The sequence below is a fragment of the Nocardia glycosmidis genome (assembly GCF_052545115.1).
Genome location: NZ_JBQWRH010000006.1, coordinates 39,294 through 61,446 on the forward strand (window position 1 = coordinate 39,294; position 22,153 = coordinate 61,446).

At 67.9% G+C, this 22,153-nt stretch carries 22 protein-coding genes; 10 read left to right on the top strand and 12 right to left on the bottom strand.

Features of this window, described 5'->3' with window-relative positions; genetic code table 11:
* Window positions 1–297 precede the first annotated feature (297 nt).
* From ACT86A_RS09550 to ACT86A_RS09560, 3 genes are read left to right on the top strand one after another with little or no spacing between them, the layout of a single operon-like run.
* Window positions 298–978, top strand: a complete 681-nt coding sequence (locus ACT86A_RS09550; RefSeq protein WP_445091670.1) for a lipid droplet-associated protein — start codon at window positions 298–300, stop codon at window positions 976–978.
* Window positions 975–2,309 (top strand): exodeoxyribonuclease VII large subunit, encoded by a 1,335-nt coding sequence (xseA, locus tag ACT86A_RS09555; RefSeq protein WP_445091671.1) that lies wholly within the window; start codon window positions 975–977, stop codon window positions 2,307–2,309. The genes ACT86A_RS09550 and xseA overlap by 4 nt, the downstream gene beginning before the upstream one ends.
* A 57-nt stretch (window positions 2,310–2,366) precedes the next feature.
* Window positions 2,367–2,648 carry an exodeoxyribonuclease VII small subunit gene (locus ACT86A_RS09560; RefSeq protein WP_445091672.1) on the top strand — a complete coding sequence of 94 codons (282 nt, stop codon included), beginning with the start codon at window positions 2,367–2,369 and terminating at the stop codon, window positions 2,646–2,648.
* A 141-nt stretch (window positions 2,649–2,789) separates the two neighbouring features.
* On the opposite strand, the gene ACT86A_RS09565 is transcribed toward ACT86A_RS09560, so the two are convergent.
* Both ACT86A_RS09565 and ACT86A_RS09570 read right to left on the bottom strand, forming a co-directional pair.
* Entirely contained in the window at window positions 2,790–3,287 is a 498-nt protein-coding gene (locus ACT86A_RS09565) for a GNAT family N-acetyltransferase (RefSeq protein WP_445091673.1), read from the bottom strand.
* A gap of 447 nt (window positions 3,288–3,734) precedes the next feature.
* Window positions 3,735–4,301, bottom strand: coding sequence for a DUF4245 domain-containing protein (locus tag ACT86A_RS09570; RefSeq protein ID WP_445091674.1), 567 nt, complete (start codon window positions 4,299–4,301; stop codon window positions 3,735–3,737).
* A gap of 132 nt (window positions 4,302–4,433) precedes the next feature.
* Here ACT86A_RS09570 and glpX point away from each other — a divergent pair, with 132 nt between their 5' ends.
* A complete protein-coding gene (gene glpX / locus ACT86A_RS09575; RefSeq protein ID WP_445091675.1) occupies window positions 4,434–5,477 on the top strand; it encodes a class II fructose-bisphosphatase in 1,044 nt (347 codons plus the stop codon).
* A 165-nt stretch (window positions 5,478–5,642) separates the two neighbouring features.
* Window positions 5,643–7,046, top strand: coding sequence for a class II fumarate hydratase (locus ACT86A_RS09580; protein WP_445091676.1), 1,404 nt, complete (start codon window positions 5,643–5,645; stop codon window positions 7,044–7,046).
* A 184-nt stretch (window positions 7,047–7,230) separates the two neighbouring features.
* On the opposite strand, the gene ACT86A_RS09585 is transcribed toward ACT86A_RS09580, so the two are convergent.
* From ACT86A_RS09585 to ACT86A_RS09600, 4 genes are all read right to left on the bottom strand, one after another.
* A complete protein-coding gene (locus ACT86A_RS09585) occupies window positions 7,231–8,100 on the bottom strand; it encodes an acyl-ACP desaturase (RefSeq protein WP_445091677.1) in 870 nt (289 codons plus the stop codon).
* A gap of 96 nt (window positions 8,101–8,196) precedes the next feature.
* Window positions 8,197–8,778, bottom strand: coding sequence for an LGFP repeat-containing protein (locus ACT86A_RS09590; protein WP_445091678.1), 582 nt, complete (start codon window positions 8,776–8,778; stop codon window positions 8,197–8,199).
* A gap of 184 nt (window positions 8,779–8,962) precedes the next feature.
* The gene (gene phoH2 / locus ACT86A_RS09595) at window positions 8,963–10,237 is read right to left on the bottom strand and encodes an RNA 5'-3' helicase PhoH2 (RefSeq protein WP_445091876.1); all 1,275 of its coding nucleotides are present in this window, start codon (window positions 10,235–10,237) and stop codon (window positions 8,963–8,965) included.
* Between the two features lie 376 nt (window positions 10,238–10,613).
* On the bottom strand, window positions 10,614–10,982 hold the full coding sequence (locus ACT86A_RS09600; RefSeq protein ID WP_445091679.1) for a DUF488 domain-containing protein: 369 nt from the start codon (window positions 10,980–10,982) through the stop codon (window positions 10,614–10,616).
* Between the two features lie 87 nt (window positions 10,983–11,069).
* On the opposite strand from ACT86A_RS09600, the gene ACT86A_RS09605 reads away from it, so the two are divergent.
* A complete protein-coding gene (locus ACT86A_RS09605; protein WP_445091680.1) occupies window positions 11,070–11,345 on the top strand; it encodes a hypothetical protein in 276 nt (91 codons plus the stop codon).
* 9 nt (window positions 11,346–11,354) lie between these two features.
* On the opposite strand, the gene ACT86A_RS09610 is transcribed toward ACT86A_RS09605, so the two are convergent.
* Both ACT86A_RS09610 and ACT86A_RS09615 read right to left on the bottom strand, forming a co-directional pair.
* Window positions 11,355–11,789, bottom strand: a complete 435-nt coding sequence (locus ACT86A_RS09610) for a limonene-1,2-epoxide hydrolase family protein (RefSeq protein ID WP_445091681.1) — start codon at window positions 11,787–11,789, stop codon at window positions 11,355–11,357.
* Between the two features lie 23 nt (window positions 11,790–11,812).
* Window positions 11,813–12,526, bottom strand: coding sequence for a TetR/AcrR family transcriptional regulator (locus ACT86A_RS09615; protein WP_445091682.1), 714 nt, complete (start codon window positions 12,524–12,526; stop codon window positions 11,813–11,815).
* A gap of 113 nt (window positions 12,527–12,639) precedes the next feature.
* Between ACT86A_RS09615 and ACT86A_RS09620 the strand changes: the two genes are divergently transcribed.
* The 4 genes from ACT86A_RS09620 to ACT86A_RS09635 all read left to right on the top strand — a co-directional run bounded on the left by ACT86A_RS09620 (window position 12,640) and on the right by ACT86A_RS09635 (window position 16,773).
* Complete coding sequence (locus ACT86A_RS09620; protein ID WP_445091683.1) at window positions 12,640–13,836, top strand: FAD-dependent monooxygenase; 1,197 nt, start codon at window positions 12,640–12,642, stop codon at window positions 13,834–13,836.
* A 369-nt stretch (window positions 13,837–14,205) separates the two neighbouring features.
* The gene (locus ACT86A_RS09625; RefSeq protein WP_445091684.1) at window positions 14,206–14,592 is read left to right on the top strand and encodes a hypothetical protein; all 387 of its coding nucleotides are present in this window, start codon (window positions 14,206–14,208) and stop codon (window positions 14,590–14,592) included.
* A 133-nt stretch (window positions 14,593–14,725) separates the two neighbouring features.
* Window positions 14,726–16,036, top strand: a complete 1,311-nt coding sequence (locus ACT86A_RS09630; RefSeq protein WP_445091685.1) for a WXG100 family type VII secretion target — start codon at window positions 14,726–14,728, stop codon at window positions 16,034–16,036.
* Complete coding sequence (locus ACT86A_RS09635) at window positions 16,036–16,773, top strand: ESX secretion-associated protein EspG (protein WP_445091686.1); 738 nt, start codon at window positions 16,036–16,038, stop codon at window positions 16,771–16,773. Before ACT86A_RS09630 ends, ACT86A_RS09635 begins: the two co-directional genes overlap by 1 nt.
* A gap of 217 nt (window positions 16,774–16,990) precedes the next feature.
* On the opposite strand, the gene glyA is transcribed toward ACT86A_RS09635, so the two are convergent.
* From glyA to ACT86A_RS09655, 4 genes are all read right to left on the bottom strand, one after another.
* On the bottom strand, window positions 16,991–18,286 hold the full coding sequence (glyA, locus tag ACT86A_RS09640; protein WP_445091687.1) for a serine hydroxymethyltransferase: 1,296 nt from the start codon (window positions 18,284–18,286) through the stop codon (window positions 16,991–16,993).
* Window positions 18,287–18,517: 231 nt separating this feature from the next.
* Complete coding sequence (locus ACT86A_RS09645) at window positions 18,518–19,717, bottom strand: DUF885 domain-containing protein (protein ID WP_445091688.1); 1,200 nt, start codon at window positions 19,715–19,717, stop codon at window positions 18,518–18,520.
* Window positions 19,718–19,781: 64 nt separating this feature from the next.
* Window positions 19,782–21,152 (bottom strand): wax ester/triacylglycerol synthase domain-containing protein, encoded by a 1,371-nt coding sequence (locus ACT86A_RS09650; RefSeq protein WP_445091689.1) that lies wholly within the window; start codon window positions 21,150–21,152, stop codon window positions 19,782–19,784.
* 77 nt (window positions 21,153–21,229) lie between these two features.
* Window positions 21,230–22,150 (bottom strand): aldo/keto reductase, encoded by a 921-nt coding sequence (locus ACT86A_RS09655; protein ID WP_445091690.1) that lies wholly within the window; start codon window positions 22,148–22,150, stop codon window positions 21,230–21,232.
* Window positions 22,151–22,153: the final 3 nt, after the last annotated feature.

Below are 22,153 nucleotides of genomic sequence, written 5' to 3' on the forward strand. Positions count from 1 at the left end.
CCCACAGGATACGTGCGGCCGGGGGGCCGGCCACGTCCGGGAGTTGTCCGCCACATCGCCGCCGCAGCGACCGGGTTCAGGCCGTGAGCTGGGCCGCAAGACCATCGCGGACCACTGGGCGCCGCGACGCGCGGGTGATCGGGGCGAGTGCTCGCGCCGGGACCCGCGGTCTATTCTCCGGGTATGAGCGCAGCGCCGCGAAATTCTGGCCGATCCGCCACCCGCCGAGGCAGACGGATCAGCGACTGGCGCACGCCTATCTTTTGCATAACACACCATTTCGGGCAGGCTGGGACCATGGTTCGACCACCCTTCCTGGCCCGGGTCGCCGCCGGCGCCGCCGTCTACGCCCTCGAGGAAACCCGCCGGCTCCCCACGGCGGCAGTGAATTTCCCGATCACGGCGATCAGTCAGCTGCTGCAGACGACGATGCACGTCCAACAGTTCGTGACCAGCCTGGCACTGAAGGGCGACGCGGTTTTCGACCGTTTGTCCAACCGCCCGGTCGAACAGCCGGAGTGGGCCACGTTCGACGAGGACCGCACCGACGACCCGAACCCAGCCCCCTTCGACACCAGTCGATTCGATCTTTACGCCGACGAAGACCACGACCCGTACCGTGCGGTCGAATCCTTCGCGGAAGCCACCTCCCGCGCCGGCGCGACCAACGGTCACGTCGCCCCGGCCCCCACCATCGACGATTCGTTCGAACCGGCTGCTACCGAACCGACAACCGCCGAACCGAAAACCGCTGAGCCGCAAGCCGAATCGGCCGCGGACGCGCCCGGAATCATCGAACCCGAAGTCGCCAGGCGCTACGGCTACACCGACATGACCTTGGCCCAGCTGCGCGCCCGGCTGCGCATGCTGACCGTGGAAGATCTCACCGCGCTGCTGGAGTACGAGCAGCACACCCGCGCCAGGGCGCCGTTCGTGACCATGCTGACGAACCGGATCGCCACCGTGCGGGCCCAGTGACCGACCCGCGGACGCCGCCGGCATCGACGGCCGGCCGGGAAACCTCTGGGCAACCCGCCGCCAACTCCGCCGAGCACCCCTGGCCGGTGCGTTCGGTGGCCATCAAGGTCGCCCAGTGGATCGACCGGCTCGGCAGCGTGTGGGTAGAGGGTCAGATCACCCAGATCAACCTGCGCCCCGGCACCCGAACCGCGTTCCTGGTGCTGCGCGACCCGTCCGCCGACATGTCCCTCTCGGTGACCTGCGATCCGGACCTCATCCGCAATTCCCCCGTCCCGCTGCACGAGGGCAGCCGAGTGGTGGTCTATGGCAAACTCTCCTTCTTCACCGGGCGCGGCACGATCTCCTTGCGTGTGCTGGAGATCCGGCCCATCGGCATCGGCGAACTGCTGGCCCGCATCGAGCGGCTGAAGGCGCTGCTGGACGCCGAGGGCCTGTTCGATCCCCGGCTCAAGCGCCCGATCCCGTTCCTGCCCGGAACGATCGGCCTGATCACCGGCCGCGCGAGCGCCGCGGAGCGGGATGTGCTGAGCGTCGCGCGAAATCGGTGGCCGGCCGTGCGTTTCGAGATCCGCAATACCGCGGTGCAGGGACCCACCGCGGTGCCGCAGCTGCTCGCCGCGCTGGCCGACCTCGATCGCCACCCCGCCGTGGAGGTGATCGTGCTCGCCCGCGGCGGCGGCAGCGTGGAAGACCTGCTGCCGTTCTCCGACGAAGCGCTGTGCCGCGCCATCGTGGCCGCGACCACGCCGATCGTCAGCGCGATCGGCCACGAACCGGACAACCCGCTCAGCGACTTCGTCGCGGATCTGCGCGCGGCCACCCCGACCGACGCCGCCAAGCGCATCGTCCCGGACGCCGCCGCCGAGCTGGCGTGCGTCGGTGAGCTACGCGGCCGCAGCGCCGCCGCGCTGCGTGGCTGGGTCGACCGGGAGACCAGGGCGCTTGCCCAGTTGCGCTCGCGGCCGGTGCTCGCCGACCCCCTGCGCGAGATCGACCGCCGCCAGGAAGAGATCGAGCGCCTGCGTACTTCGGCGCGTCGCTGTGTTCAGCAGTATCTCCGCACCGAATCCACCGCAACCACACATCTGCGCGAGAAACTCACGGCAGTAGGCCCGGCCGCGACGCTGGCCCGTGGCTACGCTGTCGTGCAGCGCGTCACCGGCCGGGACCGGGTGGTGGTGCGTTCGATCGAGGACGCGCCCGCGGGCAGCCAGCTGCGCATCCGGGTCGCCGACGGCGCCGTCACGGCCGCCGCGCTCGGTACCAAGGCGCTCGGCGCGAAGAGCGACGCAGCCAGCGCCGCGCACCGACAACCAGCGAATGAGTGAGCAGTCGCGCGTCGGCACCGCACACCGACACAGCACCGCGCACCGACACAGGGAGGAATGACCTTGGCCGACTCCGGCAAGTCCACGGGTAAGGACGAGACCGGCGCCGACCCCGCCGACGAACTGGCCGAGATCGCCGGCTTCGGCTACGAACGCGCCCGGGACGAACTGGTCAATGTGGTGAAGATCCTCGAGCAGGGTGGCCTCGACCTCGACGAATCCCTCGCCCTGTGGGAACGCGGCGAGGCGCTGGCCAACCGCTGTGAAGAGCACCTGGCAGGCGCACGCAAACGCGTCGAGGACGCGCTGCACCGCTCCGACCTGGAGCAACCGGAATGACCATCCGCCGCGGGCGCCGACATCGTCTACGCCCTGCGCGACGAGCCGCGGGCGTACGCCGCTTCTTCGTCCGTGACCCCAGCGGGACCGTCGTCAACGTGGTGAGCCACCACTGACCGACGGACCCCGCTGGGTCGCCGTCTAGCGCCGTACGGATGTGGCGCGGAACCGGGCTACGCCGTCTTGTGTACCGACCCGCTGGAACCCGGCCTTCTCCAGCACACGCACCGACGGCGGGTTGGCGAGTTCGACATCGGCGTGCACCACGCGAACGCCGGGCGCGGTGAACGCGTGGGCCGTCAGCGCGACAGCCGCCTCGGTGGCGTAGCCGCGACCACGCCGCGACGCGACGACGCCGTACCCGAGCTCCAGATCACCGTCCAGCGGCGGCCAGAACAACCCGATCGATCCGACAACGAGCCCGCTGGCTCGCTCGACGATCAACCGGTGCCCGAAGGGTCCGAGCCAGTCCGGATGCTCGTCGAACAGTCCGGCGATAACACGATCACCCTCGGCCGGGAAATCCGCAGGCCACGCGGCCGCGCGCCGGTCATCGAGTATGGCGGCCGCCTCGTCGGCCGTCCACGACCGCAGGACGAGACGTTCAGTGATCAGATCTGGGGACACAACAAGAGACACGTGACACTCCTGGTCATCGAAGAGGACCGGTCCGCGTCGACGCGTCTGTGGAGTCAGGGGCGCGCGGACCGGAGGAAGGCATGCGGAAGACAGCTGAGGACAGCCATATTCATCAACCTCCGATATCCGGTTCGGCACGTGTCTCGCGCCGCGGCCGGCCCAACTGCCGTAGGTGACCGCAGGCAAGCAAACCCACTTGTGACACATACAAGGTTATCGGCAGGATAGTGCCAGTGGATGCGGAGCGCGACGTCCGAGCACGGATGCTCGCCGAAGGACGCACACGGCCGGCGAATAGGAGTCGATCGGACCTGGTCGCGGACATGCGCCGTCGACTGAACAGCGAATCCGTCGACTCCGAGGGCCGAGCAATTTCGGCGTTGCAGGCACTTCGCGACGACGAGCCCTGTTGATGCTCTACCTGGACACCAGCGCGCTGGTGAAGCGTCAGGGCTTCAGCGGCTGGGCGGCGGTGATCGCCTGGGCGAGGGTGGTGAATGCCGCTTGGTTGCCCGCGCCGGTGATCAGCACCCGGGATCGGCCGAGGTCGGCGATCCACGCGGTTTCCGAGCCCGGTTCGGTGTAGACGATCCACTTCTGCGCGCCGATCTGCTCGGTGCCGCCGGCGTACCGGGATCCGAGAACGAACCGAGCCAGCGCCTCCTCGGTCGCGTTGCTCTGCGTGAATCGCATGTAGGTGCCCTGCGGCGTGATGTAGCCCACGGTGCTGACCGGTCCGCCGCCCTGGCCGCCGATGGACTCGCGGCTGCCGGAGTTCGGCGTCCAGTCCGCGGGCAGAGCGGGCTCACGGATCGGGAACGGCAGGGATTTCGCGTCGGCGGTGAGCGCCGCCCGCACGTCGAAATGCGGAATCGTGCCCTGTGTCGGACCGTTCGCGGCGAAACTGCACTGGCTGGCCAGGCCCGCGAACACCACGGCGATCAAAACCAGCGGGATCAGCGACCAGAACAGATCCCGGTAGTCGTTCATGATGCGTGGCTTTTGGTACGACACGCTCCCAGTATCCACTCATGGCGCGGCACTGCCCCGGCGCACCCCGAATCGCCCGGGCCAGGGGTGTACGACCGTGCCACCCGGAATGAGACAATTGACCCGCACGAACCGACGCACAGGAGGCACCCCGCAATGACGGCAACTTCCCCCAGCACCAGCCGCCGCGAGGCGCCCGACCGCAACCTCGCACTGGAACTGGTCCGCGTGACCGAGGCCGGGGCGATGGCCGCTGGCCGGTGGGTCGGACGTGGCGACAAGGAGGGGGGCGACGGCGCCGCCGTCGACGCCATGCGGCAGCTGGTCAGCTCGGTGTCCATGCGCGGCATCGTCGTCATCGGCGAGGGCGAGAAGGACGAGGCGCCGATGCTGTACAACGGCGAGACCGTCGGCGACGGCACCGGACCCGAAGTGGACTTCGCGGTGGACCCGATCGACGGCACCACGCTGATGTCCAAGGGCGTGCCCGGCGCGATCTCCGTGCTCGCGGTCGCCGAGCGCGGCGCGATGTTCGACCCGTCGGCGGTGTTCTACATGCACAAGATCGCCGTCGGCCCGGACGCCGCCGACGTGATCGATATCTCGGCCCCGATCGGTGAGAACATCAGCCGGGTCGCCAAGGCCAAGAACTCCGCGAAGTCCGACCTGACCGTCTGCATCCTGGACCGTCCCCGGCACGCCGAGCTGATCCAGCAGGTCCGCGACGCCGGCGCCCGGATCCGCCTGATCTCCGACGGCGACGTCGCGGGCGCGATCGCCGCCGCCCGGCCGGACTCCGGCACCGACATCCTGGTCGGCATCGGCGGCACGCCCGAGGGCATCATCGCCGCCGCCGCGATGCGCTGTATGGGCGGCGAGCTCCAGGGCATGCTCGCCCCGAAGGACGACGAGGAGCGGCAGAAGGCCATCGACGCCGGCCACGACCTCGACCGCGTGCTCACCACCCGAGACCTGGTCTCCGGCGACAACGTCTTCTTCTGCGCCACCGGCGTCACCGACGGCGACCTGCTGCGCGGCGTGCGCTACTTCGGCGGCGGGGCGTCCACCCACTCGATCGTCATGCGCTCGAAGTCCGGCACCGTCCGCATGATCGACGCCTACCACCGCCTGACCAAGCTGCGCGAGTACTCGTCGGTCGACTTCATCGGCGACGAGCACGCCGTCCCACCACTGCCGTGATATCGGCGGCGCCTGCGGCGCCGCGTGCTCTCGGCCTCTTTATGGCTCTCGTTTGCGCGACCGCCGTGCCCGCGACAAAGTCGCCACGGCGGTCGCTCGGCCGCGTAGCCCAGAAGGAGGCCGCGAACAACGCAGCGCCGCAGACGTTGCAAATAGGATTACGGCATGACCGAGCAGACGCAGTACCGCATCGAACACGACACCATGGGCGAGGTTCGGGTTCCGGTGGACGCGTTGTGGCGAGCGCAGACTCAGCGGGCCGTGGAGAACTTCCCGATCAGCGGACGCGGCTTGGAACGCGGCCAGATTCGCGCGCTCGGCCTGTTGAAAGCGGCGTGCGCCACGGTGAACCGCGAGCTGGGTCTGCTCGATCCGGTGCAGGCCGACGCCATCATCGAGGCGGCCGGCGAGATCGCCGACGGCAAGCACGACGACCAATTCCCGATCGACGTCTTCCAGACCGGTTCCGGTACCAGCTCGAACATGAACGCCAATGAGGTGATCGCTTCGCTGGCCGAGGCCCGGGGCGTCACGGTACACCCGAACGACCATGTGAACATGTCGCAGTCGTCGAACGACACCTTCCCCACCGCGACGCATCTCGCTGCCACCGAGGCCGTCATCACCGATCTGGTGCCCGCACTGGAGCATCTGCGCCTGGCGCTGCTGGACAAGTCGACCGAGTGGCGCACTGTGGTGAAGTCCGGCCGCACTCATCTCATGGACGCCGTCCCGGTGACCCTGGGCCAGGAGTTCGGCGGTTACACCCGCCAGGTGGCGGCGAGTATCGACCGCATCATGGCGACGCTGCCGCGGCTGGGCGAGCTGCCGATCGGCGGAACGGCAGTCGGCACCGGGCTCAACGCGCCGGAAGGCTTCGGCGCGAAGGTCGTCGCGGAGCTGGTGCGCGCCACCGGCATCGACGCGCTGCGCGAGGCCGAGGACCACTTCGAGGCGCAGGCCGCGCGGGACGGGCTGGTCGAGGCCTCCGGCGCGCTGCGCACGATCGCGGTGAGCCTGACCAAGATCGCCAACGACATCCGCTGGATGGGCTCGGGCCCGCTGACCGGGCTGGCCGAGATCCAGCTGCCCGATCTGCAGCCGGGCAGCTCGATCATGCCGGGCAAGGTGAATCCCGTGCTGCCCGAGGCGGTTACCCAGGTGGGCGCGCAAGTGATCGGCAACGACGCCGCGGTCGCCTTCGCGGGCGCGGGCGGCGCCTTCGAGCTGAACGTGTACATCCCGGTGATGGCGCGCAACCTGCTGGAGTCGATTCGCCTGCTGGCCAATGTTTCCCGCCTGTTCGCCGACAAATGCGTGCGCGGCTTGGTCGCCAACGTCGAGCATCTGCGCTCCCTCGCCGAGTCCTCCCCATCTATCGTCACTCCGCTGAACTCCGCGATCGGGTACGAGGAGGCGGCCGCGGTCGCCAAGGAAGCGCTCAGAGAGAAGAAGACGATTCGTCAGACCGTCGTCGACCGCGGACTGATCGGTGCGAAACTGACCGAGGAGGAACTCGACCGCCGACTCGACGTGCTCGCCATGGCGAAGCCAGAAGACCCGGCCTGACCAGAACGAACGCCGCATCGCACCGAAACGGGGTGGCGTTCGGCCGACGCGACTACTTATTCGCCTAGCTAACCCATCAGCTGATTTCGCGGAGACATGGGTAACTCACCGGGTACGCCCAGGACCCGCGCGACTCCCAGCGCAGGCCCTGAACGCAAACCCGTTGTCTCCCAACCTGTACGGCCTAAAGCCCCGCAGCGGCGGACAAGTGCGCGAGTTCGTCGCGCGCCAGCCGGCCGTCCGGACCGAAATCGGTGCGGGTGAAGACGTTCCACCGCTTCAGCAGCGGAGCGAAGACCAGTTCGCCCTCTGCGGCGCGATCGTAGACGCCGGCCGCGGCCAGCACTTCGTCGCTGCTGCGGCCGTCCGGGAGGATTATGGCGGGGACTTCGAAACCGGCGACTCGGTCCGCGATCGCGCGCATGGCCTGGTCCGGGACCAGCTCCAGTGCTGCCGCGATCAGATCGGCGAAGACTGCCGACTGCAGTTCGTCATCCAGCGCGATCCGCTCGGCGATCGCGGTGACCTGCGGGTTTTCCTGGAGCGCCGCGATGTTGCGATGCCGCAGCGCGCTGCTGGCCTCCTCGAACGCGCAGGTGGCCAGCGCGTCGAGCAGATGCATCGCCGGGCGGCGGAAGCCCTTGGTCATCTGCTCCATGCGCAACCGCTCCAGCTCCACCGGGTCGACCGCCCTGGTGACCATGAGGTAGTTGCGGATCATGATCTCGTGCCGGTTCTCCTCGGCCGTCCAGCGCCCGACCCAGCGCCACCACGCACCGGTGCGCAGGTACTTGCCCACCTCCCGGTGATATGAGGGCAGGTTGTCGGCGATCAGCACGGAGACGGTCAAGGCCAGTCTGGCGGTTTCGCTCAGCTCGGACTGTTCCGGCGTCCAGTCGATGCCGCCGAGGAATGCGAAGTTACGCCCGTTATCCCACGGCACGAAGTCGTGTGGCTGCCACCCGTCGGCGGCGTCGATGTGCTTGCGCAGAATCAGTTCTACGTCCACCGCGAGCGATTCGAGCAGTTCGCGATCGGTCAGGAGAGTTTGCACCGAGACAACCTTGCGGTTCGGCCCGCGAAGCGCGGGGTGGATGGATGGGGTCGACTGGCAGTCCGGGACCGCCGGTCCCGGACGCCGAATACCGGGTTACGACTTCGGCGTGACGGTGATAGTACCGTCCACCCAGGTGATGGTGCCGCCGGCGAAATCGCTCTGCTTACCGCCGGGGATGTCCTTCTCGTCGCTGATCGGGTAGCCGAGCTTGCCCTGCGCGCCGCCGTTGTCCTCCCATGCCTTGCGGATCTCGCCCCACACGATATGCGGTTCGCCGTCCTTGGCCTGGGAGATCGTGCCGCCGGCGAAGTCCTGGTATTCGCCCTCGGCGGGGCCGTCCTGCTCGGCTGCCAGGGGAAGGCCGAGCGGTCCGGTCGGGCCACCGTTCTGCACGTACTTGTCATAGATGTCGCCGGACACGGCGATCTCCCCGCTCGGGGTCATGATCCTGGTCTCGTCCGCGGCGGCGCCCGGTGTGCCCGTGGTGCGGTCGGAGTTGTCCCGCGTCGTGGTGTGGTGCATGGCGGTGGTGGTCGGTGACGCGATGGTGGTGAACCTGCCGGTCGTAGTGGCACCGGTCTGCGTGTTGTCATCGTTGCCGCAGCCGGCCGCGACCAGCCCCGCCGCGGCGAGCACTGCGGTGAATCCAGCCGTTCGTCGAGCGAAGTGGTGCATGTCCATCCTCTCGCAAAGGGCTACCGGCACACCACGGGCTCGGTGACGGCGTGCGTAGCCTCGGCCGATTGCCGGAAATGACCCGGCGATCGACAAGCGATCACCGGGTCATACCGAACAGCTATCGCGGCGGATAATACCCGCCGGATATGAGGTGAAACACGCCGCTGGACGACACGCCGAGTCAAGCGTTGGGGCCGTACTCCTCCAGCATCTCCGTGACCAACGCCGCGATCGGCGACCGCTCGCTGCGGGTCAGTGTGATGTGCGCGAAAAGTGGGTGGCCCTTCAACTTTTCGATCACCGCCGCGACGCCGTCATGCCTGCCGACGCGGAGATTGTCCCGCTGGGCCACGTCGTGCGTGAGCACCACCCGGGACCCGGTTCCGAGCCGGCTGAGCACCGTGAGCAGCACATTCCGCTCCAGCGACTGGGCTTCGTCGACGATCACGAAGGAGTCGTGCAGCGACCGCCCACGAATGTGGGTCAGCGGCAACACCTCCAGCATGTCGCGGCTGAGCACCTCCTCCAGCACCTCACGGCTGGCCAGCCCGTCGAGCGTGTCGAACACCGCCTGCGCCCACGGACCCATCTTTTCGCTCTCGGTGCCGGGCAGGTAGCCGAGTTCTTGGCCGCCGACCGCGTATAGCGGACGGAATACCACCACCTTGCGTTGGGTGCGCCGTTCCAGCACCGCCTCCAGACCCGCGGTCAACGCGAGCGCGGACTTGCCGGTGCCGGCCCGGCCGCCGAGCGAGACGATGCCGACGCTCTCGTCCAGCAGCAGGTCGAGTGCGATCCGCTGCTCGGCGGAGCGACCGTGCAACCCGAACGCTTCACGCTCGCGCACCAGCTGCACCCGCTTGTCCGGGGTGATCCGGCCGAGGGCACTGGAGCTGCTGCCGAGCAACCGGATACCGGTGTGGCAGGGCAGTTCTCGCGCTTGGTCCAGATCTATCGCGGACTCGGCGTAGAGCTGATCGATCTGGGACGAGCTGACATCCAGCTCCACCATCCCGGACCAGCCGGAGGTGATCACGTCCTGTGCGTGGTATTCGTCGGCGTCCAAGCCCACCGCACCGGCCTTGACGCGCAGCGGAATGTCCTTGGACACCAGGACCACTTCGCGTCCCTCCGCCGCCAGGTTGAGCGCACAGGCGAGGATTCGGGAATCGTTGGTGTCGGTGCGGAACCCGACCGGGAGGACCGCGGGATCGGTGTGGTTCAGTTCCACCTGCAACGTTCCGCCCTCGGTGCCGATCGGCACCTGCTGATCCAGCCTGCCGTACTGCAGGCGCAGATCGTCCAGGTTGCGCAGGGCTTCCCGCGCGAACCAGCCCAGCTCGTGATGGTGCCGTTTGGCTTCGAGTTCACTGATGACCACCAGCGGTAACACCACGTCGTACTCGCCGAACCTGGTGAAGGACCAAGGATCCGACAGCAGGACCGACGTGTCGATGACGAAGGTTTTGCCGGGTAATTGCGAGGGGCGGGCCCCCTTCGCGGCGGCTCCGCCTTTCGCGGAGCGGGAGTTCGCCGAGGGAGCGGGAACGGAGCGTGCAGCAGTCACGGTGGGCTCCTCTGTGTTCGTGCGGCACTCGCACGAACGATCGCGCTGGACCGGTCCGTCCTGATGGGCCCGACGTTGCCGTCAGGTGCCACTAGGGCCGGGTGCCGGCCCCCTCGTACTGAGCAACTCAGTCACGGTCAGGACCTCCCGTACGAGCCACACCGCCGCGGCCCGCACATTCGACGCTACCTGCGAACCTCGCGTGCGCGCTCGGAGACAGGGCGGCAGGTCCGTGAATTTGTCGTAAACCGGACGGTCGCCAGGCTCAACGCAGCAGGTCGAGCAGTACCGTGACATGGCTGTTCGCCGGATCCTGTACGGCGGTGAGCAAAGTGACCGGACCTTCGGCGGCCAGCGCGCGCAATTCCCGCAGATCTTGCTGAGCCTGCGCAGTCGCGAGTTCGGCCCGATAGCGGCGGACGAACTCGGTGGCGCGGGCATCCCGGTCGGCGTGCAACCAGCGCCGCAGTTCGGTGGACGGGGTGAGCTCCTTGGGCCAGCGGTCGACCCGGGCTTGCGCCTTGCTGATCCCTCTCGGCCAGAGGCGGTCGACCAGCACGCGGGCGCCGTCGCCCAGGTCCGGTGTCTCGTAGACGCGTTTCACCCGGAATCCGGGCGGCGGTCGGCGTGTCATGGTAGTCATCGCAGCACGGTGCCGACATTTTGCCGGGATACGCCACGCAGTCGCCGCCCGCCCGATCCGGCGGATAGAGTCGCTGGTATGTCCGGTAACAAGGATTTGGAGAAGCTGTCGTCGAAGGAGCTGCACGACCGAGCGATGAAGTTGGCCGTGCGGCGCGGTGACGTCAAGTTCCTCTGGCGGCTGCTCACCTCGATCCCGGCCGCGGAGGCCGCCGCGGGCAATGTCGGCGAGAGCGAGGCGGACATCAAATATGTGCTGCCCATGATCGACGACTACATCCACGCGGGTGACAGCGCGGTTGCCGAGGTGTTGCGGCCGGTCTACCTGGAGTACCTGACCCAGCACTCCACGTGAGTCCGCGCATCAGCCGCGCTGGTTACCACGCGCCATTGCCGCCCGCCAGAGGCCGACAGCTGTGCCACCGAGGAAGTTCTCCCAGCTGAAATGGTCGTGCCACAGGATGATTCGGCCCTCGTGTAGCTCGAACGTGCCCGTCACCCAGAACCCGATGCGCACCGGCCCGAAGCGCAGGTAATCGGTGCGATCGGTGAGCACGATGTCACCGTCGGCGGCGATGTGGTGCATGTCGGCACCGAAGCCGAGCCACTCGCGGCGTAGGCCGCGCAGTACGCCGCCAGCCCGGCCGGCGCCGCGCACATCGGGCAGCGAGGTGTTCTTCCAGACGACGTCCGGGTGCAGGAGGTCGATGGCCTCCTCCGGCGCGCCCAGTGCCAGCGCGGCGAAGAACTCCCGCACCGTGGTGATCGAGTCCTGTTTCAGGTCGGGTTCGTCGGTCATATTCCGAGCGTAAGCCGCGCTGGTCAGCGACGACGCGCGATGAGCACGGCAAGTCCATCGAGGATGCGCTCGATGCCGAACCGCAGCGCGCCTTCCCCACCCGCGGCCGCGCCTTCCTCGGCGAACGCGGCGGCCGCCGCCGGGTAACGATCGGCCGCGGCGGCGACCATCTCGGCGAACTGCTGCGCGATCTGTTTCTCGAACGCCTCGGCGTCCAGCCCGCGCACCTGCTGCACCAGACTGCGCGCGTGGCCGGTCAGCAGGACGATGGCGTCCAGGCGTTCGGCGTGGGTGAGTCCGGTTTCGGCGAGCGCGCCGAGGGCGGATTCCATCCAGGCCATCTCGTTCGGGCCGATCGGCCGTACGCCCACCGACACCTCCAGCGACCAGGGATGATCGCTGAAGCGCTGGTAGAGCGTCTCGCACCACACGCCGAGTTGGTCGCGCCAAGGCTCCTCGCCCGGGGCCGACCCGGAAATCTGCGGGGGCGCGCCGAGCGCGGTATCCACCATGAGCGCGACGAGTTCGGCCTTGCCGGGAATGTAGCGGTACAGCGACATCTTCGTGAACCCCAAGCGCTCGGCCAGCCGCTGCATGGACAGGTTGGCCAAGCCCTCGGCATCAGCGAGCGCGACCGCCTCCGCGACGATCCGTTCCACCGACAGCGCGGGTTTCGGCCCGCGTTTGGGGCGCTGCTGCGTGCCCCAGAGCAGTTCCAGGGCGGTCGGTGTCGGCATGAGGCGAGTCCTTCCGGAAAACGACTTGACGTAGAACTGTGTCTACCATACTCTATTTTGCGTCCAATGGATACAGTTTCCTATGGACACTAATTACTCGGGAGCTGATACTCATGCACAACACCACCGTCCTGCTCTCCGGCGCCGGCATCGCCGGACCCGCCCTGGCCCATTGGCTGCATCGCTACGGATTCGCCGTCACCGTCGTCGAGCGAGCTCCCGCCTTGCGCCCCGGCGGGCAGGCCGTCGATTTCAAAGGCCATACCCACCGCACCGTCCTGCAACGGATGGGCATCCTGGACGCGGTCGAAGAACACAAGACCGGCACCACCGACACCGTGTTCATCGACCAGCGCGGCACGCGGCTCGCCCTGATGCCGGGCGATTTCACCGGCGGCGACGTGGAGATCCTGCGCGGCGACTTGTCCGAGATCCTCTACCGACGCACCGCCGACCACTGCGAATATCTGTTCGGTGATTCGATCACCACGCTGACCGAGACCGGGGACGGCGTTCATGTCGAGTTCGAGCACGCGCCCGCACGCATCTTCGACCTCGTCTTCGGGGCGGACGGCATGCATTCCCGGGTACGGGCGCTGGCTTTCGGCCCGGAGCGAGATTTCGTGAAGTACCTGGGTTATTACTACGCCGTCGCAGGCGCCAGCCCGTGGAGCACGGAGACGACCGGCCCGCGGGAACGGGCGACCGCCTACGCTCACAACGCTCCTGGCCGGCTGGCGATCAGCGGCGGACCGAAGGCGCAACAGATGTACCTGTTCGCCGCTCCCGAACTCGACTACCCACGCGACGACCGCGCCGCCCAGCGGCGCGTGCTCATGGATAGCTACGCCGACGTGGGATGGGAACTGCCGCGGATGCTCGCGGAACTGGCCGACTTCGATGACGTCTATCTGGACTCGATCAGCCAAGTTCGGATGGCCGGCCGCTACACCAGAGGGCGCGTCGCGCTGGTCGGCGACTCCGCATACGGAAACACACTGGGCGGCTTCGGCACCGGACTCGCCGTGGTCGGCGCGTACGTCATCGCGGGCGAGTTGGCGCTGGCCGATGGCGATCACACGGTGGCATTCGGCCGCTATGACGAGATCATGACGCGCTACGCGAAGATCGCAGGCAACAGCAACATCGGGCCGTTCCTGGCTCCGAAGACCCGCCTCGGCATCAGAGCCCGCAACTGGTTCCTCGGATCTCCACTGTTCGGCCTGATGGCGAAATACGGCGACCACGCCGCCGAAGACATCGACCTGCGGGACTACCCGGCCTTGGTCGGCGTCCGGGACGCGGGCTGAGAGTTCGTCAGCCGCCCTGACGCCACTCGGCCCGGCCCGCCGGGCGGAACGCTCGACGCCGAACCTGCCCCGGGTACGGCGACAGCAGACGGTATAGGCACGCCCATATGTATCGCCGATGGTGATCGCGGCCTGGATACGGCGACGGACGGCCGGCCCGCTGCTGCACTTGGATCCGCGGTCGAGGCATCGTGGACCGCGCCCGGTCGAGGTGTGGCCGCAACGCCGCGGAATCTGCGCCGACTCCTCCGGCGCCGCATCGAGTGTCGTGGGGGCGCGCGTTCGCGGAATCCGCAGTGTTTCCGATGGAACCGGAGCGGGACGGGACGCGTCTATATGGTCAGACACCACTGACGGAAGGGGGCGGCAATGGTGGACAGCCCATTTCCCGGTTACGTCGAGGCTGCGAAAACCGGGGCGCTACGGGTGCGGATGGGTCCGCAGGGGTTCTGCGAGATCGACCGGGCGTGCCAGGAGTTGATCAACCAGCTCACCGGCGCTCGCGCGGACGCACGCGAGCTCGGCGAGAAGACATCGTGGGGATTGGGTGAAGGCAATCCGCGCCTCTCGTCCGCGGTCGAACTGGTGCGGCTGTTCCGCGAGAAGGCATTCGGAGGCCCGAACAACGCCTACGACATTCTGAGCGACTACGTCACCGTCGCCGAAGAACTCCGGGCATTGTTCAAGACCATCAGCGACACCTATCACCGCACCGACACCGAGTTCGCAGCCGAGATACGGGAACTGAACAGATGAAGGCCGTTCAGTGTGGTAGGCGCTGGTTGAAGGGCGGCTTCGCCACCATGGCGTCGCCCCAAGCCGTGTGACATCGCCCAGACAATCGCACCGCCGCTGCCTTCTGGCAGCTGAAAATCAGGGGGAAGCGCTCATGAGACAGACCGACGGCCGAGCGATCACCAATCCGGAAAACGCCCAGAGCTTCTCGCTCGCCGAGATCGAACAGGCGGCCGACGCGATGAATCCGGCCGAGCTCGGCGATGCGCTCGACGCATGGGCGGGCATCGCGGCAACGGTGACGAGCGCTGGGCAAGAATTCGAAACCGCGATCAAGAAAGCGGTACGACAACATTGGGAGGGGGCGGCGGCGGAGAGCGCGGTGCGTGCCGTACAGGACTACGTGGCACGGTTGGGTGATTTCAGCGAGGCATTGGCGGCGCAGAGCGGGCCGTTATCAACGGCGGCGAACGCCGCGGCGAAGTTCAAGCTGTCGGTATCGGACGTGCCGGACACCTCCGGCAATCCGGCCGATCCGTGGCAGCGTAACTCTCGGGAGGAACAGGCCCGCGACGAGATGCATACCCAATACGTTCAGCCGTACGGGACCACCGCATCCGCCATCCCCACCCTGCCCGGCCCACTCGCACCCGCCGCCGCGCCATCGGCTTTCATCGCCGGGAACGGCACGGAGGCGGCTACGAACGTCAGACCACAGGCGATATCGAACGGTGCCGGCCGCAGCGACGCCGCCGTCTCCGGCAACACGTCCCCCGCTGAGGTCAGCGACCTTTCCGGCGGCGCTGACACGAAAGCAAACCCCGCCGAGCAAGCGGGGCCGATGTTCGAAATTGATCCGGAAGTGGTTCCGGCCCAGGCAGTTCCGCACAATCAGGACATTGAAACGTCGACCACGGCGGCGTCCACCGTGAGGCTCGCGCCATCCGGCTCGGCCACCCCGATCGCGCCCACGATGCCACTGCCGACAACGCCCGCCACCCCGGCCGTGCCCACCATGCCACAGCCGACGGCGCCCGTCGCTGTTACACCGAGCTCAGCCAACACCCCGCCGAACCCACTCAACACCCCGCCGAACCCACTCAATGTCCCGCCGAACCCACTCAATGTCCCGCCGAACTCACTCAACACCCCGCCGAGTGGGCCGGGCATACCCGGCCCGCTCGGTCGCACGAGTATCACCGCGGACCACGACAACCAATCGCGACCAGGCACCTCCCGCGCCGCACCACCCAACGTCGCCGCGACGCCGACACCACCGTCTGTGCCGGGCCGCCCCGCCGCGCCCGGCGTCTCGACATACTCGGGCATGATCCCGCCCGGTATCCACAGCAGGGGCACGGACGACGAGCACAAATCGCCGAAATACCTACGCACCGAAGAGCATGCGAAGGAGTTGCTCGGCGAGGTGAAACCAACGGTACCGTCGGCGCTCGGCGAGCGATGATGGCGCCGTGGACACTGTCGGCCGAGCAGTTCGCCGCGGCGTGGTTCGGCACCGGCCTGGATCGCATGCCGTTCCCATTCCGGTTCACCAGCCGGTTTCCCGGCCTACGCGAGTACCAGACTTACCAGCACGAGTTCCGCGCCGAACTGGAAGGTGATGAGCGGCTGCCGCTGCGCGCCGCGATCAGCACGCTGGCCCGGCCCGACTGGCGCATCGAACTGGTCGGCTACGACAACACCCGCGACGGCGTCGAACTGCGGGCTGTCGCCTGCGGCACCCGGACCGGCTCTGGTGTGCTCGCCGAGCAATCCCCGGCGCCGGATGGTGGCCGAGTCCGGCTACGCCGCTATCGGACCGACCAACTCGCCACCGAACTGGTGCGCCTGCTGCCGGAAACCCCGGCCGGCACCGCGAGTGAGAAGAGCTTTCTGCTCGACGACCTCGGCGACGATCGCCCCGACGTGTTCGGCAACGCGCCCGCCGATCAGATCAAGCAACGCTACCGGCGCTTCTGGCACCAGTCCGCCACCACGCGCGGCACCGCCGTCGTGCTACTCGGTCCGCGCAACGCGCAACCGCTGTGCACCGGCCGCCTGCGCTGGATCGATACGCCCGACGGCCGCTACTGCGAGGTCCCGGCCAATCGCGCACTGATGATCCGCCCCGGTACCAGCGGCGACATCGCCCGGTACCTGGACGAGGCGATCGTGCGCGCCAAAGCGCGCATCGACCGCTAGTGCCAGGTCGCCGAGTCGGCTCGTAGTTTTGAGGCCATGAAAACTCGGGACGACATCGAAGCATTTCCGAGCCCGAGGTGGCCGCCGTCAAAGGCATCGAACTGCCTGGTTCCTGAGCATCACCGTGCGACGTCGTGCCCGAGCAAACGTCACACTGCGCGCCGGCCGCGCTTCGCACATCCGGTTGACCGCACCGGATGCGCGAAGCGATGGCGGCTCAGCCGAGGATGCGCCAGTCCTCCAGACCGTCATACAGCGGGACGTCCTTGGCCAGCTTGCCCACCCGGGCGCGCAGCGAGTCCAGGTCGGTGGTGCGGGCCAGCGCGGTGGCGATGATGTCGGCGACCTCGGTGAACTCGGTGTCGCCGAAGCCACGGGTGGCCAAGGCCGCGGTGCCGATGCGCAGACCCGAGGTGACTATCGGCGGACGCGGGTCGAACGGAACGGCGTTGCGGTTCACCGTGATACCGATCTCGTGCAGCAGGTCTTCGCCCTGCTGGCCGTCGAGTTCGGAGTTGCGCAGGTCGACCAGCACGAGGTGCACGTCGGTGCCGCCGGTGAGCACGCTGATGCCCTTGTCCTTGACGTCCGCGGCGGTCAGGCGCTCGGCCAGGATCTTCGCGCCCGACAGGGTGCGCTCCTGGCGGTTGCGGAACTCCTCGGTCGCGGCGATTTTGAAGGCGACGGCCTTGGCCGCGATGGCGTGCATGAGCGGCCCGCCCTGCTGACCGGGGAACACCGCGCTGTTCAGCTTCTTGGCGTGCTCCTGCTTGGCCAGGATCAGACCCGAGCGCGGGCCACCGAGCGTCTTGTGCACGGTCGAGGACACCACGTGGGCGTGCGGCACCGGTGAGGGGTGCAGCCCGGCGGCGACCAAACCGGCGAAGTGCGCCATGTCCACCCACAGATAGGCACCCACTTCGTCGGCGATCGAGCGGAACGCCGCGAAGTCCTGATGGCGCGGGTAGGCCGACCAGCCCGCCACGATCACCTTCGGACGCGCGCCCAGCGCGATCGCGCGCACCTCGTCCATGTCGACGCGGTGGTCTTCCTTGCTCACCCCATAGGAGTGCACCTCGTAGAGCTTGCCGGAGAAGTTCAGCCGCATGCCGTGCGTGAGGTGACCGCCGTGCGCGAGGTCGAGGCCGAGCAGTTTGTCGCCCGGTTCCATCAGCGACATCAGCACCGCGGCGTTCGCTTGCGCGCCGGAATGCGGTTGCACGTTGGCGAATTCCGCGCCGAACAGCTCTTTCGCGCGGTCGCGCGCCAGGTTCTCCACCACGTCGACGGCCTCGCACCCGCCGTAATAACGCCGCCCCGGGTAACCTTCGGCGTACTTGTTGGTGAGCACGCTGCCCTGCGCCTGCAGCACCGCGCGCGGCACGAAGTTCTCGGAGGCGATCATCTCCAGGGTGTCCCGTTCCCGGGCGAGCTCGCCTGCCATCGCGGCAGCGAGCTCCGGATCGAGCTCACCGAGAGACTGGGTATTGACAGAGGCGGTCGTCGGCGTCACGGCCTCAGTCTATGGGCCGAGGTCCGAGCTCCGAGCAGGGGGTTCATCCCTCGCCCGGACAACCGGACAACTTACCGCGCAGCCGTGACGTACGACACTCCATGTGCTGCCGCGACGGGCGATATATCGCCGCATCGCACAACGCGACGTCAGGGCCAGCCGCCGCCGTGATCACGTCCTGATGCCTGCGCCGGACGCGACCACGCGCCGCGCCCAGTTCGCCGCTGTCGCTTACGCGGCGGCGCGCACCGCGCCCGGTGTGAGCGGTTCGTCGAGCAGCCTGCGGAACCGGTCGGCCCGGTCGTCGGCGTCGACCGCGCGATCGAGCCATCCGCCCAGCAGCCGATAGCCCTCCACATAGGTGGAGATGTAGGCCCGCCACAGCGGCGAGGACAGGAACCGCAGCGACTGCCGGGCCCGCTGCGGTGTCACCAGGCTCCAGGTCTGCAAGAACTCCGCCACCTCGTCGGGGGTGCGCCGCCGGTCGTGCAAGAGCAGCGCGGCGTCCTGACGCACACCGAGCAGCTTGGCCGAAGCATTCGAAAGTCGTTCGGCCCGTTCCCCATCGAAGCGCAGGCCGAGATCGGCGTAGATCTCTTGCGCCCACTTCCCCCAGTCCGGCCCGACGATCGAGCGCAGCGCCAGATCGGCCAGACCTTCGGCCATCAGGCACTGGGGTGTATTCACCAGGAACAGTGTCTGCTCGGCCTGCCCGTCGGCGACCAGCCCGGCCTCCTTGCGGCAGTGCTCGGTGTGGTGCCCCGGGTACGACTCGTGTGCGATCAGCTGCGGCAGGTGTGCCATGTGCTGCTCGAGGTCGGAGTTGATGGCGACCCGAGAGTGGTAATTGCCCAGGTAGTAATTGAATCCGGACCAAGGCTTGTCGCCGACCACCTCATAGGTCACATGCTCGTGGTCGGGCAGCGGGTAGCGGGCGCGGACCAACTCGCGCAGCGCACTGGAAAACGCCTCGACGCAGACCTGCAGTCGCTCCGGTGGGATCTCGTCGGCCTTGCGGTGGGCGGCCATTCGTTCGGCCAGCGAGCCGCTTCCGGCGAGCACTTCGTCCATCTGCCGGTGCGCGTCGCGATAGTCCGCCACCTCGCCGGGTGCGATGTCGACGTCGAAATAGGCGCGGACCTCCTCGACGAAGCCGATTTCGTCGCCGGCGAACTTGCGACCGGAACATTCCAGCGCACGCAAGTGCACGTCGAGAAATTCCGCACGCTGCGGCGACAACCCGGCATCCGGCACCGCGGCGCGCAATGCGCCGGCCCGGCGGGCCAACTCGCGTGGCTGCGGCGCGGGCGCGTTCTCCACGGCGAGCCGCAGCGCGGGATCACCGGTGTAGGCGTCGACGAACCCTTCCTCGAGCCGATCGAAGGCGAGGCCGAGCCGCAGGTATTCGGTGACGAGCGGATGCGCTTCCATGCCAGCCGACACTAGCGCGCCGAACGGACGCACACAGTGCGGGGCGGGGCACGACCGACGATCCTCAGTCCGTCTCGCCGATGACGGCAGCGATTTCGTGGAACGATTCCCGCAGGATGTCGATGTAATCATCCAGGTCAGGGACAATCGCCGGATCACACGCCACGGTCACGGTAAAACTGTCTCCCACGCCGAGGAACGAGTGTGCCAGACCGATGTCCGGGTATACCGGCGGCGTGCCGCCCCCGAAGCGAAACGGCCTGCCCAGCAACGACCATTCGGCATTCGACTCGCACCGAATGCTGGTCAAGATCGTATGCGCGACATCGGGCGCCGGCGGTTCGGCCGGCGGAAGCGTGCCGAACCTGGCCCGATACACGCGGCTCGGAAGCAGGTCGACCAACTCCAGTCGAGTGAGTTCGCGGCGGCTCGACGACGACTGACGGCGTACCCGCAGCATGGCGTCGACCGCCCGCGCACGGCTGGCGAGGTCGGGTTCTCCTGGGAACAAGTCGACGACGTCGGCGCCAACGTGATTGACACCCAGCGCCCGTGCGGCCGGCACCGCTACGGTCACGAACGCCGCCAGATCGTCCGGGCACCCATCCTGCTTTTCGAGATAACGCTGCATGGCCCGGGAGATCGCTGTCAGGCCGACCGACGTCACCGTGATCCCCGGTGCCCGAAAGTCCCTTAGTTTCAACGGAATCGACCGCACGGCGCGTCGGGGACCGATTCGTCGGTTGAACACCGTCTTGCTGCGCGGCGGCGTCTGCGGCCCGCCGTCGTCGCCGGTGCGGGCGATCCGGCGGTTTTCGGCCCGGACCCGGGCGTTGAAACGCATCACCTGCAACGGCCACCGCAATACGCCGCCCGCGGCGGCCAGGTTCAGGCGCGGGCCCAGGCGCTTGGCGGCAGACCCGAGCCCCTCGATCCGCAGCGGTGCGGGCGCGGAAGCGAACAACGCTTGCGACAGCGACGGCACCGCCGGGCCCGCCATCAGCGCATGGCTGACCAGCATCATCACCACGGTGCCCGAGCCGCTCAGCGTCGGTACGCCGGATACGCCGGGGAACAGGTGCAGCTGCCAGGTGCTGACCCGGGCATCGAGCGGTCGCTCCAGGATGCTCCCGATCCGGTCGAGACATCCCACCCAGTCCAGCTCCGCCGCATGGGTGACGACGTGACTGTCTATCGGACTGTCGTCGACACCCCAGAATGGATGCCCGAGCCCGCCGGGCACCTCATGAATCCGGCGGCGCAGCGGTTCGAGCAGCTCAGCCCGCTCACGGATGTGGTGGGCCAAGTCGGCGGCGGTCGGCGGCGCACCGGTCTCGTTGTCGAACACCCACCATATCGTCCAGTCGGTGACGCGACCCGAGCGCGTGAAGTAGTAATAGGAGGCGTCATTTGCCACCAACTGTGAATCGCGCATCCTGCTGCTCTCATTGATCCCGGTTTGCCGCACTCTATCGCCCGAACAGCGAAATCGCTTGTCGGCGAGTTGTTCGATCAGCTGCGGCTCAGTTTCGGCAGCCGGAAGCGCCGCTCGCGCGGCGCGGGAGCACTGACCTCGGACAAGGCGGTGTATTCGGCATCGGTGAGCGTGATGGTGGCCGCCGCGGTGTTCTCTTCCAGATGCGCCACGCTGGCGGTGCCCGGGATGGGCAGCAGGACCGGCGAGCGGCGCAGCAGCCAGGCGAGCGCGAGCTGGGATGGGCTGGCGTCCGCACGGGTGAAGCTGTCCAGGACGCCACCGGGACGGGCGAGATCACCGGTCGCCATGGGGAACCAGGGGATGAAGGCGATGTCGTTCGCCTCGGCGTACTCCAGCAGGTCCTCGGCGCCGCGGTTGGCCAGGTTGTACATGTTCTGCACCGAGACGATGTCGACGATCTTGCGGGCCTGCTCGACCTGGGCGACAGTCACCTCGGAGAGGCCGATGTGGCGGATCTTGCCCTCTTGGCGCAGCAGCGCCAGCTCACCGAGTTGGTCTGCCAGCGGCACTTTCGGGTCGATCCGGTGCAGTTGATACAAATCGATCCGGTCGAGGCCGAGATGGCGCAGGCTCAGTTCGAGCTGCTGACGCAGGTATTCGGGGCGGCCGACCGGACGCCAGTCACCGGGACCCGACCGGGTGAGTCCGGCTTTGGTCGCGATGACCAGGTCGTCGGCGTAGGGATGCAGGGCCTGGCGGATCAGCGTTTCGCTGACGAACGGACCGTAGGAATCCGCGGTGTCGATGAAGGTGATACCGAGTTCCACGGCACGGCGGAGAACACGAATGGCCTCATCCGGGTCCTTCGGGTCGCCCCACACCCCGGGGCCGGTGAGCTGCATCGCGCCGTAACCAAGGCGATGAACCGGGAGATCGCCGCCGAGGGCGAAGGTGCCCGACGCGGCGGCGGGACGTGACTCGGCTTGTTCGGTCATGGC

Excerpts from the sequence above, each read along its gene's own strand:
- ACT86A_RS09580 (WP_445091676.1), top strand. The coding sequence starts at position 5,643 with ATGACCGAGCAGACGCAGTACCGCATCGAACACGACACCATGGGCGAG.
- ACT86A_RS09635 (WP_445091686.1), top strand. The coding sequence starts at position 16,036 with ATGGCGCCGTGGACACTGTCGGCCGAGCAGTTCGCCGCGGCGTGGTTC.
- ACT86A_RS09605 (WP_445091680.1), top strand. The coding sequence starts at position 11,070 with ATGTCCGGTAACAAGGATTTGGAGAAGCTGTCGTCGAAGGAGCTGCAC.
- ACT86A_RS09615 (WP_445091682.1), bottom strand. The coding sequence starts at position 12,526 with ATGCCGACACCGACCGCCCTGGAACTGCTCTGGGGCACGCAGCAGCGC.
- ACT86A_RS09600 (WP_445091679.1), bottom strand. The coding sequence starts at position 10,982 with ATGACACGCCGACCGCCGCCCGGATTCCGGGTGAAACGCGTCTACGAG.
- ACT86A_RS09550 (WP_445091670.1), top strand. The coding sequence starts at position 298 with ATGGTTCGACCACCCTTCCTGGCCCGGGTCGCCGCCGGCGCCGCCGTC.
- ACT86A_RS09610 (WP_445091681.1), bottom strand. The coding sequence starts at position 11,789 with ATGACCGACGAACCCGACCTGAAACAGGACTCGATCACCACGGTGCGG.
- ACT86A_RS09590 (WP_445091678.1), bottom strand. The coding sequence starts at position 8,778 with ATGCACCACTTCGCTCGACGAACGGCTGGATTCACCGCAGTGCTCGCC.
- ACT86A_RS09655 (WP_445091690.1), bottom strand. The coding sequence starts at position 22,150 with ATGACCGAACAAGCCGAGTCACGTCCCGCCGCCGCGTCGGGCACCTTC.
- ACT86A_RS09620 (WP_445091683.1), top strand. The coding sequence starts at position 12,640 with ATGCACAACACCACCGTCCTGCTCTCCGGCGCCGGCATCGCCGGACCC.
- ACT86A_RS09645 (WP_445091688.1), bottom strand. The coding sequence starts at position 19,717 with ATGGAAGCGCATCCGCTCGTCACCGAATACCTGCGGCTCGGCCTCGCC.
- glpX (WP_445091675.1), top strand. The coding sequence starts at position 4,434 with ATGACGGCAACTTCCCCCAGCACCAGCCGCCGCGAGGCGCCCGACCGC.
- ACT86A_RS09650 (WP_445091689.1), bottom strand. The coding sequence starts at position 21,152 with ATGCGCGATTCACAGTTGGTGGCAAATGACGCCTCCTATTACTACTTC.
- ACT86A_RS09630 (WP_445091685.1), top strand. The coding sequence starts at position 14,726 with ATGAGACAGACCGACGGCCGAGCGATCACCAATCCGGAAAACGCCCAG.
- ACT86A_RS09625 (WP_445091684.1), top strand. The coding sequence starts at position 14,206 with ATGGTGGACAGCCCATTTCCCGGTTACGTCGAGGCTGCGAAAACCGGG.
- ACT86A_RS09560 (WP_445091672.1), top strand. The coding sequence starts at position 2,367 with ATGACCTTGGCCGACTCCGGCAAGTCCACGGGTAAGGACGAGACCGGC.